Annotated in this window: 18 protein-coding genes; 12 read left to right on the top strand and 6 right to left on the bottom strand. The window is 63.2% G+C overall.

All coding sequences use genetic code 11. The features are described from left to right. Positions 1-13: 13 nt before the first annotated feature. From ACIPV6_RS11370 to ACIPV6_RS11330, 9 genes are all read left to right on the top strand, one after another. Entirely contained in the window at positions 14-568 is a 555-nt protein-coding gene (locus tag ACIPV6_RS11370; RefSeq protein ID WP_400270980.1) for an RNA polymerase sigma factor, read from the top strand. Then, positions 565-1377 carry a hypothetical protein gene (locus ACIPV6_RS11365; protein WP_400270979.1) on the top strand — a complete coding sequence of 271 codons (813 nt, stop codon included), beginning with the start codon at positions 565-567 and terminating at the stop codon, positions 1375-1377. Before ACIPV6_RS11370 ends, ACIPV6_RS11365 begins: the two co-directional genes overlap by 4 nt. Positions 1378-1415: 38 nt before the next feature. Then, entirely contained in the window at positions 1416-1841 is a 426-nt protein-coding gene (locus ACIPV6_RS11360; RefSeq protein WP_400270978.1) for a CoA-binding protein, read from the top strand. An 84-nt stretch (positions 1842-1925) separates the two neighbouring features. Then, on the top strand, positions 1926-2783 hold the full coding sequence (locus ACIPV6_RS11355; protein WP_400270977.1) for a polysaccharide deacetylase family protein: 858 nt from the start codon (positions 1926-1928) through the stop codon (positions 2781-2783). Between the two features lie 33 nt (positions 2784-2816). Then, positions 2817-3239 carry an MmcQ/YjbR family DNA-binding protein gene (locus ACIPV6_RS11350; protein ID WP_400270976.1) on the top strand — a complete coding sequence of 141 codons (423 nt, stop codon included), beginning with the start codon at positions 2817-2819 and terminating at the stop codon, positions 3237-3239. Between the two features lie 257 nt (positions 3240-3496). Then, the gene (ngcE, locus tag ACIPV6_RS11345) at positions 3497-4906 is read left to right on the top strand and encodes an N-acetylglucosamine/diacetylchitobiose ABC transporter substrate-binding protein (RefSeq protein ID WP_400270975.1); all 1410 of its coding nucleotides are present in this window, start codon (positions 3497-3499) and stop codon (positions 4904-4906) included. After that, the gene (locus ACIPV6_RS11340) at positions 4903-5928 is read left to right on the top strand and encodes a carbohydrate ABC transporter permease (protein WP_400270974.1); all 1026 of its coding nucleotides are present in this window, start codon (positions 4903-4905) and stop codon (positions 5926-5928) included. Before ngcE ends, ACIPV6_RS11340 begins: the two co-directional genes overlap by 4 nt. After that, positions 5928-6821, top strand: a complete 894-nt coding sequence (locus ACIPV6_RS11335) for a carbohydrate ABC transporter permease (protein ID WP_400270973.1) — start codon at positions 5928-5930, stop codon at positions 6819-6821. Before ACIPV6_RS11340 ends, ACIPV6_RS11335 begins: the two co-directional genes overlap by 1 nt. A 113-nt stretch (positions 6822-6934) precedes the next feature. After that, the gene (locus tag ACIPV6_RS11330) at positions 6935-7255 is read left to right on the top strand and encodes a putative quinol monooxygenase (protein ID WP_400270972.1); all 321 of its coding nucleotides are present in this window, start codon (positions 6935-6937) and stop codon (positions 7253-7255) included. 116 nt (positions 7256-7371) lie between these two features. Here the strand turns inward: ACIPV6_RS11330 and ACIPV6_RS11325 are convergent, their stop codons facing one another. From ACIPV6_RS11325 to ACIPV6_RS11310, 4 genes are read right to left on the bottom strand one after another with little or no spacing between them, the layout of a single operon-like run. After that, complete coding sequence (locus ACIPV6_RS11325) at positions 7372-7665, bottom strand: DUF503 domain-containing protein (RefSeq protein ID WP_400270971.1); 294 nt, start codon at positions 7663-7665, stop codon at positions 7372-7374. Between the two features lie 5 nt (positions 7666-7670). Continuing rightward, positions 7671-8132: a hypothetical protein gene (locus ACIPV6_RS11320; RefSeq protein ID WP_400270970.1), complete on the bottom strand. Its 462-nt coding sequence runs from the start codon at positions 8130-8132 to the stop codon at positions 7671-7673. After that, positions 8125-8643: a DNA/RNA non-specific endonuclease gene (locus tag ACIPV6_RS11315; protein WP_400270969.1), complete on the bottom strand. Its 519-nt coding sequence runs from the start codon at positions 8641-8643 to the stop codon at positions 8125-8127. Before ACIPV6_RS11315 ends, ACIPV6_RS11320 begins: the two co-directional genes overlap by 8 nt. A 46-nt stretch (positions 8644-8689) precedes the next feature. Beyond that, complete coding sequence (locus ACIPV6_RS11310; RefSeq protein ID WP_400270968.1) at positions 8690-10471, bottom strand: hypothetical protein; 1782 nt, start codon at positions 10469-10471, stop codon at positions 8690-8692. Positions 10472-10867: 396 nt separating this feature from the next. On the opposite strand from ACIPV6_RS11310, the gene ACIPV6_RS11305 reads away from it, so the two are divergent. The 3 genes from ACIPV6_RS11305 to ACIPV6_RS11295 are packed head-to-tail and all read left to right on the top strand — an operon-like array spanning position 10868 to position 13886. Next, positions 10868-12046: a GGDEF domain-containing protein gene (locus ACIPV6_RS11305; RefSeq protein WP_400270967.1), complete on the top strand. Its 1179-nt coding sequence runs from the start codon at positions 10868-10870 to the stop codon at positions 12044-12046. After that, on the top strand, positions 12043-12546 hold the full coding sequence (locus ACIPV6_RS11300) for a hypothetical protein (protein ID WP_400270966.1): 504 nt from the start codon (positions 12043-12045) through the stop codon (positions 12544-12546). The genes ACIPV6_RS11305 and ACIPV6_RS11300 overlap by 4 nt, the downstream gene beginning before the upstream one ends. Next, on the top strand, positions 12543-13886 hold the full coding sequence (locus ACIPV6_RS11295; RefSeq protein WP_400270965.1) for a putative bifunctional diguanylate cyclase/phosphodiesterase: 1344 nt from the start codon (positions 12543-12545) through the stop codon (positions 13884-13886). The genes ACIPV6_RS11300 and ACIPV6_RS11295 overlap by 4 nt, the downstream gene beginning before the upstream one ends. Before the next feature lie 84 nt (positions 13887-13970). On the opposite strand, the gene purL is transcribed toward ACIPV6_RS11295, so the two are convergent. Next, positions 13971-16280 (bottom strand): phosphoribosylformylglycinamidine synthase subunit PurL, encoded by a 2310-nt coding sequence (gene purL, locus ACIPV6_RS11290; protein WP_400270964.1) that lies wholly within the window; start codon positions 16278-16280, stop codon positions 13971-13973. Next, entirely contained in the window at positions 16277-17047 is a 771-nt protein-coding gene (purQ, locus tag ACIPV6_RS11285; RefSeq protein ID WP_400270963.1) for a phosphoribosylformylglycinamidine synthase subunit PurQ, read from the bottom strand. The genes purL and purQ overlap by 4 nt, the downstream gene beginning before the upstream one ends.

The following is a 17047-nucleotide window of genomic DNA, read 5'->3' as shown; positions in this document are numbered from 1 at the left end:
GAAAGTCTCATCTGTGACCGACGCATTGACCGATGAAGCGCTGAGCGCGCTCAAAGGCAATAACGCGGAACTGTTCAGCGCCGTTTACCAGGCCTACGCGGGCCAGGTCCTCGGCTATCTGACGGCCAAGGGTGTACTCGATCCTGAAGCTGTCACCCAGGATGTGTTCCTGGCCGTCCTGCCCCGGCTTGATGACCTCAGCGGTGGCGCAACCGGGCTGCGGACTTTCGTTTTTTCGGTGGCGCACGCCCGCATGGTTGACGAGCATCGGAAGCAAAGCCGGGCTCCGGAGCAGCATGAGTTCGAGGTTGAACGGGACACCCGCGCCTCGGAGTCTGCCGAGTCGGCGGCCATGGAACTGCTGGGCCCGGGCGAAGTATTGAGGCTTCTGGACGGCTTGGGAGAGGACCATCGGGAGGTCCTTGCCCTTCGGATCGTCGCGGGACTAACGGTGGAACAGGTTGCCGACATCATGGGGAAATCAGCCGGCGCGGTGAAGCAGCTGCAACGGCGGGCATTGATAACGCTCCGTGAGCACTCGGTGGTAAAGGAATACGTGTCGTCGTGACATACAAGGATTTGGAACGCGAGGCTGTCGTCGACGAGCTCCTGCTCGACGCCGACCTGGACGGCGACTCAGACCTTCGGACAACGCTGCTTTCCATCGGCTCCTACGCCAGCCTCCCGGCGCCCGCACCGAACGCTGAACTCGCAGCCATGCTGGCCGGTCCCCACGACGAACTAAGCAAGCGGCGCTGGAAGCGCAAGCACCGTGCCGCCGTCGTAAGCGTTGCCGTGGCGGCCGCCATGGGAGTTGGCGTCAGCGGCGTAGCTGCGGCGAGCTCCGGTTTCACGCGCCATCCGGCCTTCATCGATGAACTCTTCGGGAACCTGGCACCGCATGCAACGGCCGGTCCGACGGCGTTGCCCATCCCGGATGCCCCAAAGGTGGCCACGGAGGAGGGCCGTCAGGTGGACCCGGTGGCGGTTCCGGCTCCAACGACCACGGGAGCTCCGGTCCCGACGACGGCGCCCGCCCCGGAGGTTTCGGCTCAAGGCACTTCCGCAGCAAACCCAGCGGCCCAGGCACCGGCCGTCCAGCCGACAACCCCAAATGCTGAGGCGACCCAGGACGCTGCGGCCAGGCCCGCCGAGACCGAGACCAAGCCAGGCAATCCGGCTGCCAAGCCCGGCCCGGTCAAACCCAGCAAACCGGCGAAGCCGGAGAAGAGCGCGCAGGATAAGAAACAGGGCAACGGCAACGGCAAGAATCAAGGCAACGCCGGCGACCAAGGCCAGGACGGGGATAAACTTGCCGGTCGCCTGCCCTCCTTAGTGGACAAACTGAAAGAGTGGCTCACGCCGTCAACGCGCTGATCCGCGGCCGCGTCGCGCGCGACAGGTAGTCTGGAACGATGATGCAGGTCAACGACCCGGCCGTCGTGGAGCGGTTGATGCGGACAAAAGGCACGTGGGCCATTGTGGGCCTCAGCAACAACGAGTGGCGCTCGGCCTACGATGTTGCGCTCTACGTTCGGGACAAGATGGGCATGGCCATCATCCCGGTAAACCTCAAAGGCGAGGAAGTCCATGGCGAGAAGGGTTATAAAACCCTCGCGGACATCCCTGCCGAAAAGCACCCCATCGACGTCGTGGATTGCTTCGTCAATTCCGAGCGCGTCGGCGCGGTCATAGACCAAGCGATTGCGGTGGGCGCCAAGGCCGTTTGGCTCCAGTTGGGCGTCTTCGACGACGCTGCTTGCCAACGCGCGCGGGATGCCGGACTCGATGTGGTGGTCAACTCCTGCCCGGCGCGCGAAGGCTGGCACTACGGCTTGTAAAGAGCACGCCGATACTCCTGCTAATCTGCGACTGAATCATTCCTTAGTCCATGGGGGACAGCCGTGTGTGTGCAGCATTCTGCGGTGCAATTTTCCGCGCCCAGCAGGCGGGCCATATTGGGGGTACTCGGCGCATCGGTGGTCGCCGGACTGACGGCGTGCAGCGTTGGTGAAAGTACGACGACGGGGCTGCCGCCGGCTACGCCGACTGCCTCGCCCGAGCTGCCCGCCGGCAATGGTGCCCTGGCCGCGGGTGGCGAGGTCCCGACGTCGTCCGCTCCGTCACCGACGCCGATAGCCACTAAGCGGATCCGCCGCACGTTCATCCCGGACTACCAGCTGCCGCCGATTGTCGGTGGCCTGGCCCCTGTGATCACCAAGATTCCCACGCAGCACCCAGTGGTGTTCCTGACCATCGACGACGGCAACATCAAGACGCCCGAGTCGGTGAAGCTCATGGCCGAATATGACTACCCGGCGTCGCTGTTCCTCACCAAGGACACGATCGCCGACAACCCGGCGTTCTTCAAAGCCTTCCAAGCGCAGGGCAGCCTGGTGGAAAACCACACGGTAAGCCACAACATCAACATGGTGCGGCAGTGGGGCTACCAGCAGCAGCTCAATGACATGGTGGGAATGCAGGACTACGCCGCGCAGCAGTACGGTCGCAAGCCCATGCTGTTCCGTCCGCCGGGTGGCGCGTATTCCAACGTGATGCGGCAGGCCGTAGCGGCCGCGGGCATGAAGGCGATTGTCACTTGGGAGGCCAAAGCCAACGCAGGCAAGATGGACTACCAGGTGGGGAACTCCCTGCGTCCCGGCGACATTGTGCTCATGCATTTCCGTGCCGAATTCGCCGCTGACCTCGCTGCGTTCCGTGCAGCCCAGCTCGCCGCGGGATTGGAAGTGGTGCTGCTGGAGGACTTCCTGGGCGTCGCCTAAGGGTGGGCGCAGAGGGACTAGTACCCTCGAACCATGGACGTTCCCACCCTTCGCGAGATTTGCCTGAGCTTTCCCGGTGCGTTCGAGGATTTCCCGTTCGGGCCCGAAACGTCGGTGTTCAAGGTGCGGTCGGCCATTGCCGGCGGCGCCAGGCACGAGGCCAAGATGTTCGCGCTTTCGGCCATGAACCCGGTCGACTGGTCCGTGAGCCTGAAGTGCGAACCCGCGCTGGCGGAGCAACTCCGGGCAGCCCACCCCGAAATTACGGGCGCGTGGCACATGAACAAGACGCACTGGAACGGCGTCCGCCTGGACGGTGGCCTACCCGATGACATGATCCGGGACATGGTTGAGGATTCCTACGACCTTGTGGTTGCAACGCTCAGCCGCAAGCAACAGGAACAGCTCGGTTGGGCACGGCTGGCCAGCCTAAGGACGGACTCGAACGCCGGGTAAAACCCCCTGTTCAAGCACTCCCTACGCCGCCATGTTGGGTCTAGATTGAGAGTGCAAACCGGCGAAACCTGGTTCTTACATTTGATCACGCTTTGACAAATCTTGATTGAAACTGCCAAGAAATATTGATTTTCGATCATTCGTGGTGAAGTATGTCACACGAAGGTTGGCGTCCCAGAGCGCCAGCCCCAGACTGTCCCACCCTCCGGCCCCAGCTGGTTCAGGTGGACATATCGAGTCACTAAAGGGGTATTGAAATGACCATTCAGCACCAGTCCCTTGGCCGCCGCGGATTCCTGCGCGGAGCACTTGCTGCAGCTGTGCTCGTCCCGATGGGCGGGACCATCGCGTCGTGTGCAGCCGGCGGTGGCGGAACGTCCACCGGACCCACGGGTACCGTCTCGGACACCAACCCGTTTGGCATGGCGGACAAATCCACCGTTGACGCCGTGATCTTCAAGGGTGGCTACGGGATCGACTATGTCGAGTTCGCCGGCAAGGCCTTCGAAAAGGCGCATGACGGCTCCTCCGCCAAGATTGCCCCGTCCACGGATATCGCCCAGGAACTCCAGCCGCGCTTCGTCGGCGGCAACCCGCCGGACCTGATCGACAACTCCGGTGCCAAGGCCATCGGCTTCAGCACCATCCTGGCCCAGCTTGAGGACCTCAACAGCGTGGTGGAGGCCAAGAACCTGGAGGGCAAGGTCATCAAGGACACGCTCTACACCGGTGTGCTGGCGCCGGGCACCTTTGACGGCAAGCTGGCGGCCCTGAACTACGTGCTCACGGTCTTCGCCGTCTGGTACTCGGATGCACTCCTCAAGGAAAATGGCTGGACCGTTCCGAAGACCTGGGATGAGATGTACACCCTCGGCGAGCAGGCCAAGGCCAAGGGCAAGTACCTGTTCGTCTGGGGCAAGGAAGCCGCCACGTACTACCAGGAAATGGCGATCGCTTCGGCCATCAAGGAAGGCGGCGACGAGGTCCGCCTGGCACTGGAGAACCTGAAGGCCGACTGCTGGTCGCACCCCGCAATCCAGTCCGTGTTCGCCGCCCTGGACAAGATCGTGAAGGCCGGCTTCTTCAAGCCCGGCGGTTCCGGAACACAATTCACGGCAGCCCAGGCGCAGTGGAGCAACGCCCAGGAAGCCGTGTTCTACCCGTCCGGTTCCTGGATCGAGAACGAAATGAAGGACCAGACCAAGGCAGGCTTCAACATGACTGGTGCTCCGGTTCCGTCGGTCAGTGCCAGCCCGAAGATGCCGTACGCCTCCCTGCACAGCGCGGCCGGCGAGCCGTTCGTTGTTCCGTCCCAGGGCAAGAACGTGGCCGGGGGCAAGGAATTGCTCCGCGTCATGCTGTCCAAGGAAGCCGCAACCAACTTCGCCAAGACCAAGCTGGCCCCCACCATCGTCAAGGACACCGTTCCCGAAGACGGCTTTGGCTCCACGGCTCTCGTTTCGCAGACCAAGCTGCTCAAGGACGCCGGGGACAATATCTACACCTGGAACTTCATTGACCTCTACGGCACCAACAAGGACCAGTTGGTTGTGTGGAACACGTTCCTCGACGGCAAGTCGGACGTGGCGACGCTGACCTCGGCGCTGCAGAACATCACGGACAAGGTCCGCAACGACAGCTCGGTCAAGAAGATTGAAGTGAAGTGACAGCAGTGAAAACGCAAGCGAGCCGGAACGATGACGGCACGGCCGCCGTCGTTCCGGCCACGGCTCCACCAATAATGGTCAAGCGGCGCCGCAGGCCGCTGACGTGGGACAAAGCCAGCTTCTTCCTGGTGTTCCTCGGTCTGCCGCTGGTCATTTATCTCGTGTTCGTGATTTGGCCCTTCATCCAGGCTTTCGGCTACTCCCTGACCGACTGGTCCGGCTTCTCGCCCAACCAGAACTTCATCGGCCTGGATAACTACGCCAAGATCTTCACCGACGACATCTTCATGAAGGCCATGGGGAACAACATCCTCCTGGTCATCTTCCTGCCGATCATCACCATCATCCTGAGCCTGGTCCTCGCCACGCTCGTGACTGTGGGCGGGAGCAGCAAGGGGCAGATCAAGGGCCTCCGGAACTCCAGTTTCTACCGCGTGGTTTCCTTCTTCCCTTACACGATTCCTGCCATTGCCATCGGCATCATGTGGGGGCAGATCTACGATCCTTCAGGGGGCTTGCTCAACGGTCTGCTCAGGGGCATCGGCCTGGAGCAATTCAAGGACTTCGCGTGGCTGGGCAACAAGGACACAGCCATGATCGCCACCATGTTCGTCATCGTCTGGGGGTTCGTCGGCTTCTACATGGTGCTGTTCGTGGCAGGCATCAAGGGCATTCCGGCTGAATTGTTCGAGGCGGCCAGGATCGATGGGGCCGGCCGGTTCCGCACCGCGGTCTCCATCACCATTCCTTTGATCCGGGACAACATCCAGACCGCTTACATCTATATGGGCATCCTGGCCTTGGACGCCTTCGTCTATATGGCTGCCCTCAACTCGGGCGGCGGTCCGGACAACTCCACGCTGGTCATGTCCCAGCAACTGTTCTTCACGGCCTTCAGCAAGGGCCAATTCGGGCTGGCAAGTGCCATGGGCGTCGTCCTGGCAGTGACCACCCTGATCTTCTCCGGCCTGGTGTTCGTAATTAACAGGCTCACTGGCGGCGACAAGGATGTGAGCAACTGATGACTACCAAGGTCGCACCTCCGGAAATGAAGTCCCTGCACTTCCAACCGCGCATCCCCGCCACCACACCCGGTGACAAAGTGGTTGGCGCCATCTCGCACACGGCGCTGACCATCTGGTCGCTCATCGTGATCCTGCCGCTCTTGTGGACGTTCATGTCCTCGTTCAAGACGTCCAGCGAGATCTTCGCCTCCCCGTTTGCCCTGCCGTCCCAATGGCGATTCGACAACTACGTCAAGGCCTGGAGCGAGGCCGGAATCGGCAGCTACTTCCTTAATTCCGTGATCGTGGTGGGCTGTGCGCTGGTGATCGTCATGGTGCTTGGTGCCATGTGTGCCTACGTCCTTGCCCGCTACACCTTCCCGGGCAGCAAGGCCATCTACTACCTGATGCTCGCAGGCCTGACGTTCCCGATCTTCCTGGCCATGGTTCCGTTGTTCTTCGTGATGCGGAATATCGGGCTCCTTAACACGTTGCCCGGCCTGATCCTGGTGTACGTCGGCTTCGCGCTGCCGTTCACGGTGTTCTTCCTGTTCTCCTTCTTCAAGTCGCTGCCCCACGAAATCACGGAGGCTGCGGCGTTGGATGGAGCAGGGGAGTGGCGGACGTTCTTCCAGGTCATGCTGCCGATGGCCAAGCCGGGCCTCGCCTCGGTTGCCATCTTCAACTTCCTGGGCCTCTGGAACCAGTTCCTCATCCCGGTGTCCATCAACGCGGCCGGCCCGCGTGTGCTGTCGCAGGGCCTCGCGGCCTTCGCCGGCCAGATGGGCTACGCCGTGGACTTCGGGGCCCTGTTCGCTGCGGTGACAGTGACCGTGGTGCCCGTGCTGATTGTCTATGTGATCTTCCAGCGCCAGCTCCAGGGCTCGGTTTCACAGGGAACCATGAAGTAGCGCAGGCCAGCTAAAACGCCCGACGGCGGTTCGCGCCTTGGGTGCGGACCGCCGTCGGGCGTTGTTCTGAAAGGATGGAAGGGAACTTACTGTCCACCGAAAGGCCGAAGCCCGTGATCTTCATCGTCGTCAAATTCAACGTCAAGCCAGACTGGTCGGAACGTTGGCTGGACCTGGTGGCTGACTTCACCGAGGCCACCCGCGCCGAGCCCGGCAACCTGTGGTTCGACTGGTCCCGCAGCGTGGACAACCCCAACGAATTCGTCTTGGTCGAGGCCTTCCAGGACGACGCCGCCGAGGCCCACGTCACCAGCGATCACTTCAAGAAGGCCATGGCGGACATGCCCCAGGCCCTCGCCGAAACCCCGCACATCATCAGCCGCCAGCTCGAAGGCAGTGGCTGGGACCGGATGGGCGAGCTGACCATCCCGTAGGGCGGACCGCCACCACCCACTTTGACCTCGAACGCCCCCGACACGCCCGCGCTAGAGGCATGTTGGGGGCGTTTGCGCGCCAAAGTCAGTGGTGGAGGCACGCCGGCAGGGGGCAGCTAGTCCTCGCTGTGGAGTTCCCGTTGCCTGGCGCTAAGCAGCTCAAGCTCAGGCCGCGACGCCACGAACCGTTCAACGGCGTCGAGCACTTCCCTGAGGTGGGCGTGATCCGAGGCGACCATCGCTGCACCCACCATGGCGCGGCGGTGTTGGTCCTGCAGGCCCGTTTCCGAAGCCGAGACGTCGAAGCGCCGCTTCAGCTCGGCGATCAAGGGCCTGATCAGGGAGCGCTTTTCCTTCAGGCTGTGCACGTCGCCCAGGAGCACATCGAATTCGATCCAGCCGATCCACATGGATGCTATTGTCCCGCAGCCTCGTCCAGCTTTTGTTTCAGCCACTTTGGCTGCTTCGCTGCAGCCCGCGGGAATCGCGACTGGTCTTTGGCGTAAACTTCGGGGTTGACATCGATCTCCCACTGCGGTTCGTCGTCAAAATTGAAGTCCATCGTGACGCTTCCGGAAGCAGTAACTATGGCATGTATTCCAAACCAAGTCCCCAATTCCGTGCGATAAGACGCCTGGCGGAGTTCCCGCATTGCACGGGAGATCTCGAAGGAACCGCCAGAATCGTTGAATCGCCCTTCGCTGGAAGCAAATTGTCCAGCCGGGTTGTAGATGCGTATATGTTGCTCATTTGTGGTTGACGTGACGCTGGCAATGAACTCCACGCGGTCGTCCGCCGGACCAATCAGTCGATGAAGCAGTGAGCCGAGTTTATCGAAGGCTTCGCGTTCGGCGAGGAGATTTCCTTGCTCAGTCATTCTGGAATTCCTTTCTGACCCTTGGCCTGTCATCTATGCGAAATTCCACGGCAAACACGTCAGCCAGACGATTCGAAGTGGGAAAGTTGGACAGGAAATCAACTTCAATTTTGGTCAACGGATCGGCTTTCAACAATGAACGCCACATGTTTTCAACGTTGAAGAAGCTGTCGCCAGCCCCTCTATTGAGCTGTTGAAGCATAGCAAGAATATTGATGTCTTCTCCGCCTCCGCCGAAACCGTTGGCAAAGACATGACCACCTTCGTACCCATCTCCACCAATGCGGCCTATGCGCGACTGTATGGATTCGGATCGATCGGCGCTGCCCAGCGCTAGTTGATCTGTGTGACCCAGAACCGAACGCCCCTCCGCATCAGAGACAAATACATGCGCGTGACTTGCCCCGGCGACTGGATTGGGTACTTCGGGATGAACCACGTAAGTGGTGTTTGGCTGGGTGTGTATCAAGTCGGCATTTAGACTTCCACGGTCGCCGTATCGCGTCTCCACATACGACACTTTCCCGTTGTCGTCGGTGTAGAAGTCCCCTCTGCCTTCAACTGAATAGACAGTATTGGGCTCCAGATCTTCGCGTGCTGCGAACGCCGTTCTCGACGATGGTCCACTTGTCCTTGGCACGTGAACGAGTCGCTCCACCGGGAGGGCGTGGGTGGTCTCGCGGACTGAGAGGAAGATCAATGCTGCTAAGACCGCGGTGTGGCTGGGGCGTGGGACTGTGTAGCTCCGGCGCCGTCGGTTCAGGGTGGGTGTGCGGGACGTCGGCGGGGTCAGTGGTGGTGGGGTTGAAGCGTTGGTTCAGGCGGGCCCTGTCGATGGGGTCGGGCTTGGGTCCGGTTTCAGGGGCGGGGGTGTTCCTGGCCTGGTTCCTGATGTCGTCGCTCCAGCGGCCATTGGACGGGGCCCGGGTTGTGGGGGTTGGGTCGGGTGTGGGGTTGGGGTTGTGTTCGTTGAGCCAGCGGTTGACCGGACCAGGCCCACCGGTACCGGCAGAGGCAACCCCTGGTGGTGTTGTTCCCGTGGGGACGCCTGCGGTGGCCGGGGCGGGGTTGTTGTAGTCCTCGATGGTTCTACCTACGGTGGTCAGGAATTCCTGGACGCGGGCGATGCCGGCGTCGAGGTTCTTCGCCCACTCGGCGGCCGTTGCGGAGCCGAGCACGGCGCTGGATTTAGTGGCCGTGGTCCCGAGCGCGGCAGCGGCTTCCTCCGGCACGGCCGTTCCCGCCGCACCGGCGCCGGTTTCGGTGATCGAGGTTGTTTTGCCCGGCAGGGTCCGGAGCCGGGCGGTGAGGGCGGTGATGCGGGCCTCGACCGTGAGGCCGCCACCGGCGCCGCCTGCTGCTGCGGAAGCGGCGTCGAAGGTGGTTTGCCCGGCGGCCCGCCAGGGGTCGGTGGCCCATTCGTCGGCGTGAACGGTCTCCCGGATCGCGGCGGCGGCGGTCAGGAGCGCTTCGATGTCGCCGTCGTCCATGTCCGTGAAGCCGCGGTCGATCACGGCCTTGGCCCGGAACACAGCAGCGCCCAGGACCCCGATCCCTTGGAACGTGCGGAGCCGTTCGTTCGCATCACTGGTCCCGGCCATGGCGTGCAGGCCCTGGGCGGCGCCCACGGCGGCGGTCCCGAAACCCTGCACCGCGGAGAAGAACCCCTCGGGACGGATCGACACCTGAGGCCCCCACGGTACGCTCGGTGCGGGAACGTCGGTGCCGAGGTAGTGCTGCAGGGCACGGAACCCGTTCGAGAGCACGTCCGTGGAGGCGGAGTCCGTACCCGTCGGGATGTGCGCGGCGCCGTACCGGGTCCCGTGCGTCAACGCTGAGAGTTCGTTGGCGCATTGGGTGTCCGAGTCCAGGATCTGCTGGACCAGCCCGGACGCGGCGGACATGAGCCGTTGATGGGTGTCCACGATCTGGGCTTTCGTGTGCCAGTCATCGTTGGCCAGGATCACCGCGTCCAACGCCTGCACCTCAGCCCGCAAACCCCTGATGCGGCGCTTGAAATCCCTTGCCCGGTCCGCGTATCCGTACAAGGCCCGGGCCGCGGCGCCGGTCAGGTCCTTCACCCGCGCGGCTTTGGCAAGGGCCGGGGTGAATGCGCCGAGTACTTGTTCGGCTTCCGGGGTCCGGTAGAACGCCCGGAGACCGGCCCAGTTCCGGGCCGCGTCCTGCACCCCGTTATGGAACCCCACCCCGGCAACGATCATCGACTGGACCTGGGCGTCCAACACCTCCGGATCAGGCAACGGCGGCAACGCGTCCAAATTGATCCCAGACCCACCAGCACCGGACGGGACACACACCTGCGTGAAATCCCCACTCATTGATCGATCCCGTTCATGGCCCAGCCCCAATCCGCCGTTGCTTCACGAGGAAGCCTGCCCCACAAAATCGCGTCTAGGTGGCGAAATAAGTTCCGTAGGTGTTGGCCATCCGCGGAATCTCGGGGTTCGTGCAATGCCGAATCGGTCAAAAGCCAAAAAATAGGGGTTTTGAGAAATCTTCTAGGTGGTGGCTTTGGGGTTTCTTGATCCAATCTTGAGGAAATGCCGCAGGGAGGTTGAGCCAACGGGATCACACTGAAACCACGGATCACCCAGGGGGGAGATGAGTGGACATGGGCAATATTGCTGGCCAGTGCAACACATGGGCAGGTGCTGCTTTGACAGGAACCCCGTCATGGTAGAAATTGGCGTGGGACCAACTGGCAGGAGCTAACCATGGTGCTCGACGCTTTCTCGGTGAGGGTAGCCCTCGGTGTGGTCACGCTGACCCTCTTTGTGCTGTTCTTCACCTCGTACCGACGCACCAAGTCGCCGTATGCGGGCTGGTGGGGCATTGCCTTGCTGGAATACATGCTCGGCAACGCAGCCTTCCTGCTCAATGGCACCCTCCACCAAAACTGGGCGAACCCCTTGGGCAACGTCCTGGTGGTGGCAGGTTCCTACAGCGTTTGGGCGGGAGCACGCACGCTGCGGGATAAGAAAGCAGCTCCTTGGCAGCTTGCCATTGCACCTGCGATTACGGCCGTGGCCTCCGTCCTGGAGAATCCTGCCACCAACGTGTGGTCCGGGGGCTTTGTGTACTTGGGCATGATGACCATTGGCATTGCGCTGGCCGCCAAGGATCTCTGGTTCATCAAGGCCTCGCTCTCGCAAGTGCACAGGGGCTTGTCCATCGCGGCGGGCCTGCTGGCCGTCTACTACCTGGGCCGGTGGGCCGCGTATGCCGTGGAGGGTCCCGACAGCCCGTTCTTCAAGACCTACTTTGGTCCGGCGCCGTCTGGCCTGGTGTCGCTGGTGCTGCTGGTCACCGTGTCCTTCAGCATGACAGCCCTGAGCAGTGACCAACTGATCAAGGGACTCCGTGAACGTGCCAGCAGGGACCACCTGACCGGGCTCCTCAACCGGGGCACGTTCCTGGACCTCGCCGGCACCGAACTAAACCGGCTGCGGGGCACCGACTCGAGTGCCGCCGTCGTGCTGGCCGACCTGGACCACTTCAAGGCGGTCAACGATGAACACGGCCACCGCGCCGGCGATGCCGCGCTCAAGGCGTTCGCCGAGGCATGCCGTGCCAGTGTTCGTTCCACGGATCTTGTGGGCCGCTACGGCGGGGAAGAGTTCGTCCTCTTCCTGCCCGGTGCCACGCAGGAGCGTGCGGAAAACGTGGCGGTAGAGATCAGCCGCCGCATGTCCACCATGGAAGTGCCTGGAGGCGGCACCTTCCCAACAGTCAGCTACGGGGTCACATCCAGCACTCCGGCCGCCGCGGACCTCACCTTCATGATCGAAGTTGCGGACGCGGCACTCTACAGCGCCAAGGCGCAAGGACGAAACAGGATTGTCGGAGCAGACCGCCTCGGAGCGGCCACTATCGCTGATGAGGCACGATCATGACCATCAATGGATTGACCACCAGGATCCAGATCCAGCACACCCAGGAGCTGAACGCGTTCCGGCAGGACATCACCAGCCCGCCCTACCAGGCCGGCACGGCCACGGCGCTGAACACCGCCCGCCGCTCGGTCCGGATGAATCCGGTCCAGTCGGTGGAGGACGGTAATGCGAGCCTCACCATCGTTGCCGACGTCCAAGGCCTCGCGTGGTTCACCGCGGACAAGGGCCTGCAGGGGAGCTGCATCACCCTTTCCATCGCTGGCCACCGCCGGGCTACCGGCACGCGTCTTTCGTTGCCACTGGCCGAATGCGACGCCTGGATCGAGGCAATCCTCGGCGGCTCCTGGATCACCCACGTGTACCGTTCGGGGGCCAGCCCGGAGCCCGGTGGGAAGCTGGACGTTGCGTCCTACCGGCTCTTCCTGGACGAGCGCAGCAACCCCGTTGCCAAACCGAAGTCCGTGGTGGACGACAGCTTGCGCCGCTTGGAATTGTCTTGAACGCCAAGGGCGGGCTTCACTCCGCCCGCCAATCCGAAGGACGCGAACCCCGAACGGACCCGTTGACCGGGCTCGGCGACCGGTTTGCCTTGGAGAGCGCCGTGCTGGAGGCACAAAAGGCCGAGGGCGGCTTGCCCGCGGCCTTGCTGCTGCTGGACCTTGATGGCTTCAAAGCCCTCAAGAAATCGGTGGGCCATGCGGCGGCGGACCAGGTCCTGATGACCGTCGCCATGCGCATCCGCGAAACAGTGGGGGAGAACGACGTCGTCACCCGCCTCGGTGGCGACGAATTCGCAGTGCTGTTGCGCGCCACCCCCCTTGCCAAGGCTACCGCTGCGGGGAACCGCATCCTGGCCGCGCTGGAGCCCGAGATCGACCTCGGGACCGAAATCGCCCAGTGCAGGGCCAGCGTGGGGCTGCGTATGGTTGAACCGCAGCACACACCCAGCGAACTGCTCCTTGAAGCGGACATGGCCATGGAGGAATCCAAAGCCGAGGGCCGTAACAAGGTCAAGAACTTCGATCCAGCCACACTTCTGGCGCGCCAACTCCAACGGCAAATCGTGGGGGAGTTGGCCCACGCCATCGACTCCGACCAGTTGGTGTTGTACTACCAGCCGATTGTTGAACTGGCCACTGGACGCCTTCAAGGCAGCGAAGCCCTTGTCCGCTGGAACCACCCCGAGCATGGGCTCATCATGCCGGACCGTTTCATTCCCATCGCCGAGTCCTCCGGCCTGATCGCGAAGCTGGGCCGCTGGGTGCTGCGGACCTCCATTGCCCAACTGGCCATGTGGAGGCAGGACGCGGAAACCGCACACCACGACTTCACCATGCGCATCAACGTGTCCGCACCCGACCTGCAAAGCCTGGAATTCGTGGACGATGTGCGCGAAGCCCTGTCCGGGGCCGGGCTTCCTCCCGAGTCGCTGGTCCTGGAACTCACCGAGAGCGCCATTATCCAGAACAACGAACTCGACCGGTACACCCTCATGAGCCTGCACCGCCTGGGCGTGGGCTTGGAGATCGACGATTTCGGCACGGGATATTCGTCCATGGGGTATCTCCGGAAACTGCCTGTGGACCATGTGAAGGTGGACCGCGAGTTCGTCCGGGACCTGGGGAAGGACGACACCCAGTTGACGTTCCTCGCTGCCATCCAGCAGGTGATCCGGTCCTGCGGGTTGGACGGGATCTGGGAAGGTATTGAGACGGCGGAGCAGGCCGAGGCCCTGCGCAGTATCGGATGCACCAGCGGCCAGGGCTACTACTTTGGCCGTCCCGTGCCGGGGCCCGAGTTCACGGAGAACCTGAAGCGGCAGCAGACCTGGCCTGGGTAAACCATGCCTCGGCAAACCCCCGCCCGGAACGCAGCAAGGCCCCGGCACTCTGCGAGTGCCGGGGCCTTGCTGCGTTAGCCTCTGCTAACCAAAGTACTTCGGCAGCGTGCCTTCGTGTGCTTCGCGGAGTGCATCCAGTGAAAGCTCGTCCACACCGTTGATCTCCAGCTTTCCGCCGGCGGCGTCAACAACGCCGATCCGGAGGTGGGCGAAGCCGCGGGCCGTGCACATGTCCTTGAAGCGGACTTCCTCGGAGCGCGGCACGGAAACGATCGCACGGGCCTGGGATTCGGAGAACAGGGCCGTGAACAGGTCCACGCCGTCGCGCTCCATGAGTTCCTCAAGGGCAATGCGGGCACCCACGCCGTAGCGCAGCGAGGACTCCACGAGTGCAGCCGCAAGGCCACCTTCGGAGAGGTCGTGTGCTGCGTCAACCATGCCGTCGCGGGAAGCGTTGATGAGGATCTCACCAAGTTCGCGCTCGGCTGCCAGGTCTACCTTCGGCGGCCGGCCACCGAGGTGTCCGCGCAGGTTGGACCACTCCGAGCCATCCAGTTCGGCTGCCGTGGTGCCGAGCAGGTAGATGGCCTGCCCGTCCTCGCGCCAGCCCGACGGCGTGCGGCGGGCGACGTCGTCGAGCTTGCCCAGGACTGCCACCACAGGGGAGGGGTGGATCGGCGTGGTGCCGGTCTGGTTGTACAGCGAAACGTTGCCGCCGGTGACCGGAACACCCAGTTCCATGCAGGCGTCGGACAGGCCACGGATGGCCTCGGCGAGCTGCCACATGACGTCAGGGTCCTCGGGGGAACCGAAGTTCAGGCAGTCGCTGACGGCCATCGGCACGGCGCCGGACGTGGCCACGTTGCGGTAGGCCTCGGCCAGTGCCAGCTGCGCACCCTGGTACGGATCCAGGTAGGTGTAGCGTCCGTTGGCGTCGGTGGCCAGGGCAACGCCGAGGCCGGATTCCTCGTCAACGCGGACCACTCCGGCGTCATCCGGGAAGGCCATGGCAGTGTTGCCGCCAACGTAGCGGTCGTACTGCTTGGTGATCCAGGACTTGCTGCACATGTTGGGCGATGCAACGAGCTCGGTGACGGCCGCGGCGAGCTCGGAGGGAGCGGACGGGCGGTTGGCGTCTTCCACGGATCCGGTGAAGGCGTTGGCCTGGAGGGAATCCTGCCACTCAGGGCGGGCATAGGGGCGGTCGTAGACCGGTCCGTCGTGCGCAACGGTGCGGGGATCGACGTCGACGATTACCTCGCCCTCCCAGGTGATGATGAGGCGGCCGGTATCGGTCACTTCACCCAGCCAGGAGTACTCGACGGCCCACTTGTCCATCACGGCCTCGAACGCTTCCACGTTCTCCGGAGTAACAATTGCCATCATGCGTTCCTGCGATTCGGACATGAGGATCTCGCCCGGGGTCAGCGTGGGGTCGCGCAGCAGCACCGAGGTCAGCTCAACCTGCATGCCGCCGTCGCCGTTGGAAGCGAGCTCGGACGTCGCACAGGAAATGCCCGCGGCGCCGAGGTCCTGGATACCTTCAACCAAGGAGCCCTTGAAGAGCTCGAGGCAGCACTCGATGAGCACCTTCTCAGCGAAGGGGTCGCCCACCTGTACGGCGGGGCGCTTGGAGGGCTTGGTGTCGTCGAAGGACTCCGAGGCCAGCACCGAAGCGCCGCCGATGCCGTCGCCACCCGTGCGGGCACCGAACAGGACAACCTTGTTGCCCTTGCCGGAGGCGTTGGCCAGGCGGATGTCCTCGTGGCGCATGACGCCTACGGCCAGTGCGTTCACCAGCGGGTTGCCCTGGTAGACGGAGTCGAATACCATTTCGCCGCCGATGTTCGGCAGGCCGAGGCAGTTGCCGTAGCCGCCGATACCGGCGACGGCGCCGTGCATGACGCGGGCGGTATCCGGGTGGTCGATCGCTCCGAAACGCAGCGGGTCCATCACGGCAACCGGGCGTGCGCCCATGGAAATGATGTCGCGGACAATGCCGCCGATACCGGTAGCGGCACCCTGGTACGGCTCAACGAACGACGGCGAGTTGTGGGACTCGATCTTGAAGGTGACGGCCCAGCCGTCGCCCAGGTTGGTGACGCCGGCGTTTTCGCCGATGCCCACCAGCATGTCCTTCTTCATCTCCTCGGTGACCTTGTCGCCGAACTGGCGCAGGTGGTTCTTGGAGGACTTGTAGGAGCAGTGCTCGCTCCACATCACGGAGTACATGGCCAGCTCGGCGCCGGTGGGGCGGCGGCCCAGGACCTTGACGATCTCGTCGAATTCGTTCTGCTTCAGGCCCAGTTCGGCCCACGGAAGTTCCGTGTCCGGGGTCTTGGCAGCGTGCTCAACGGTATCGATGTTGAACTTCTTGGTGGTTTCCGTGGTCACTTGTCGCCTCCCACAATCTTGGTCAAAACGGAGGTGAAGAAACCGAGGCCGTCGGTGTCGCGGGCTGCGCCATCAAGCGCTTCCGGACCGAAGCCTGCCTCAACGGCGTGCTCGGGGTGCGGCATGAGGCCCACAACGTTGCCCGCGGCGTTGGAGATGCCGGCGATGTCGCGGCGGGAGCCGTTCGGGTTGAAGCCCACGTAGCGGAACACCACGCGGCCCTCGGCCTCAAGGGCATCGAGGGTCTTCTCGTCGGCGATGTACTGGCCGTCCTGGTTCTTCAGGGGCACAGTGATTTCCTGGCCGGCCTGGTAGTCCACGGTCCATGCGGTGTCGGCGTTCTCCACGCGCAGCACCTGGTCGCGGCAGATGAACTTCAGGTGGTCGTTCTTGATCATGGAACCGGGCAGCAGGTGCGACTCGGTCAGGATCTGGAAACCGTTGCAAATGCCCAGGACAGGCAGCTTGGCGTCGGAGTTGGCGGCATCGATGATCTTGGACATCAGCGGCGCGAAGCGCGAGATGGCGCCGGCGCGCAGGTAGTCGCCGTAGGAGAAACCGCCGGGGATAATGACAGCGTCAACGTCGCCAAGTTCGGAGTCTGCGTGCCAGAGCGGCACCGCCGTTGCGCCGGCAAGACGCACTGCGCGGGCGGCGTCGCGGTCGTCCAGGGTGCCGGGAAAGGTAACGACGCCGATCTTGGCACCGGCCAAGCGGGGCTCTGCGGCGACGGCCACAGCCTCGCCAATCAGGGGGAGTGACGTCAT

Source organism: Paenarthrobacter sp. NPDC089988 (assembly GCF_044748465.1).
Classification (GTDB): Bacteria; Actinomycetota; Actinomycetes; order Actinomycetales; family Micrococcaceae; genus Arthrobacter.
The sequence above is the reverse complement of the archived record's forward strand: the minus strand, read 5'-3'. Positions and strand labels throughout refer to the sequence as shown.

Excerpts from the sequence above, each read along its gene's own strand:
- ACIPV6_RS11360 (WP_400270978.1), top strand. The coding sequence starts at position 1,416 with ATGATGCAGGTCAACGACCCGGCCGTCGTGGAGCGGTTGATGCGGACA.
- ACIPV6_RS11350 (WP_400270976.1), top strand. The coding sequence starts at position 2,817 with ATGGACGTTCCCACCCTTCGCGAGATTTGCCTGAGCTTTCCCGGTGCG.
- ngcE (WP_400270975.1), top strand. The coding sequence starts at position 3,497 with ATGACCATTCAGCACCAGTCCCTTGGCCGCCGCGGATTCCTGCGCGGA.
- ACIPV6_RS11335 (WP_400270973.1), top strand. The coding sequence starts at position 5,928 with ATGACTACCAAGGTCGCACCTCCGGAAATGAAGTCCCTGCACTTCCAA.
- ACIPV6_RS11325 (WP_400270971.1), bottom strand. The coding sequence starts at position 7,665 with ATGTGGATCGGCTGGATCGAATTCGATGTGCTCCTGGGCGACGTGCAC.
- ACIPV6_RS11320 (WP_400270970.1), bottom strand. The coding sequence starts at position 8,132 with ATGACTGAGCAAGGAAATCTCCTCGCCGAACGCGAAGCCTTCGATAAA.
- ACIPV6_RS11310 (WP_400270968.1), bottom strand. The coding sequence starts at position 10,471 with ATGAGTGGGGATTTCACGCAGGTGTGTGTCCCGTCCGGTGCTGGTGGG.
- ACIPV6_RS11305 (WP_400270967.1), top strand. The coding sequence starts at position 10,868 with ATGGTGCTCGACGCTTTCTCGGTGAGGGTAGCCCTCGGTGTGGTCACG.
- ACIPV6_RS11300 (WP_400270966.1), top strand. The coding sequence starts at position 12,043 with ATGACCATCAATGGATTGACCACCAGGATCCAGATCCAGCACACCCAG.
- purQ (WP_400270963.1), bottom strand. The coding sequence starts at position 17,047 with ATGACGTCACTCCCCCTGATTGGCGAGGCTGTGGCCGTCGCCGCAGAG.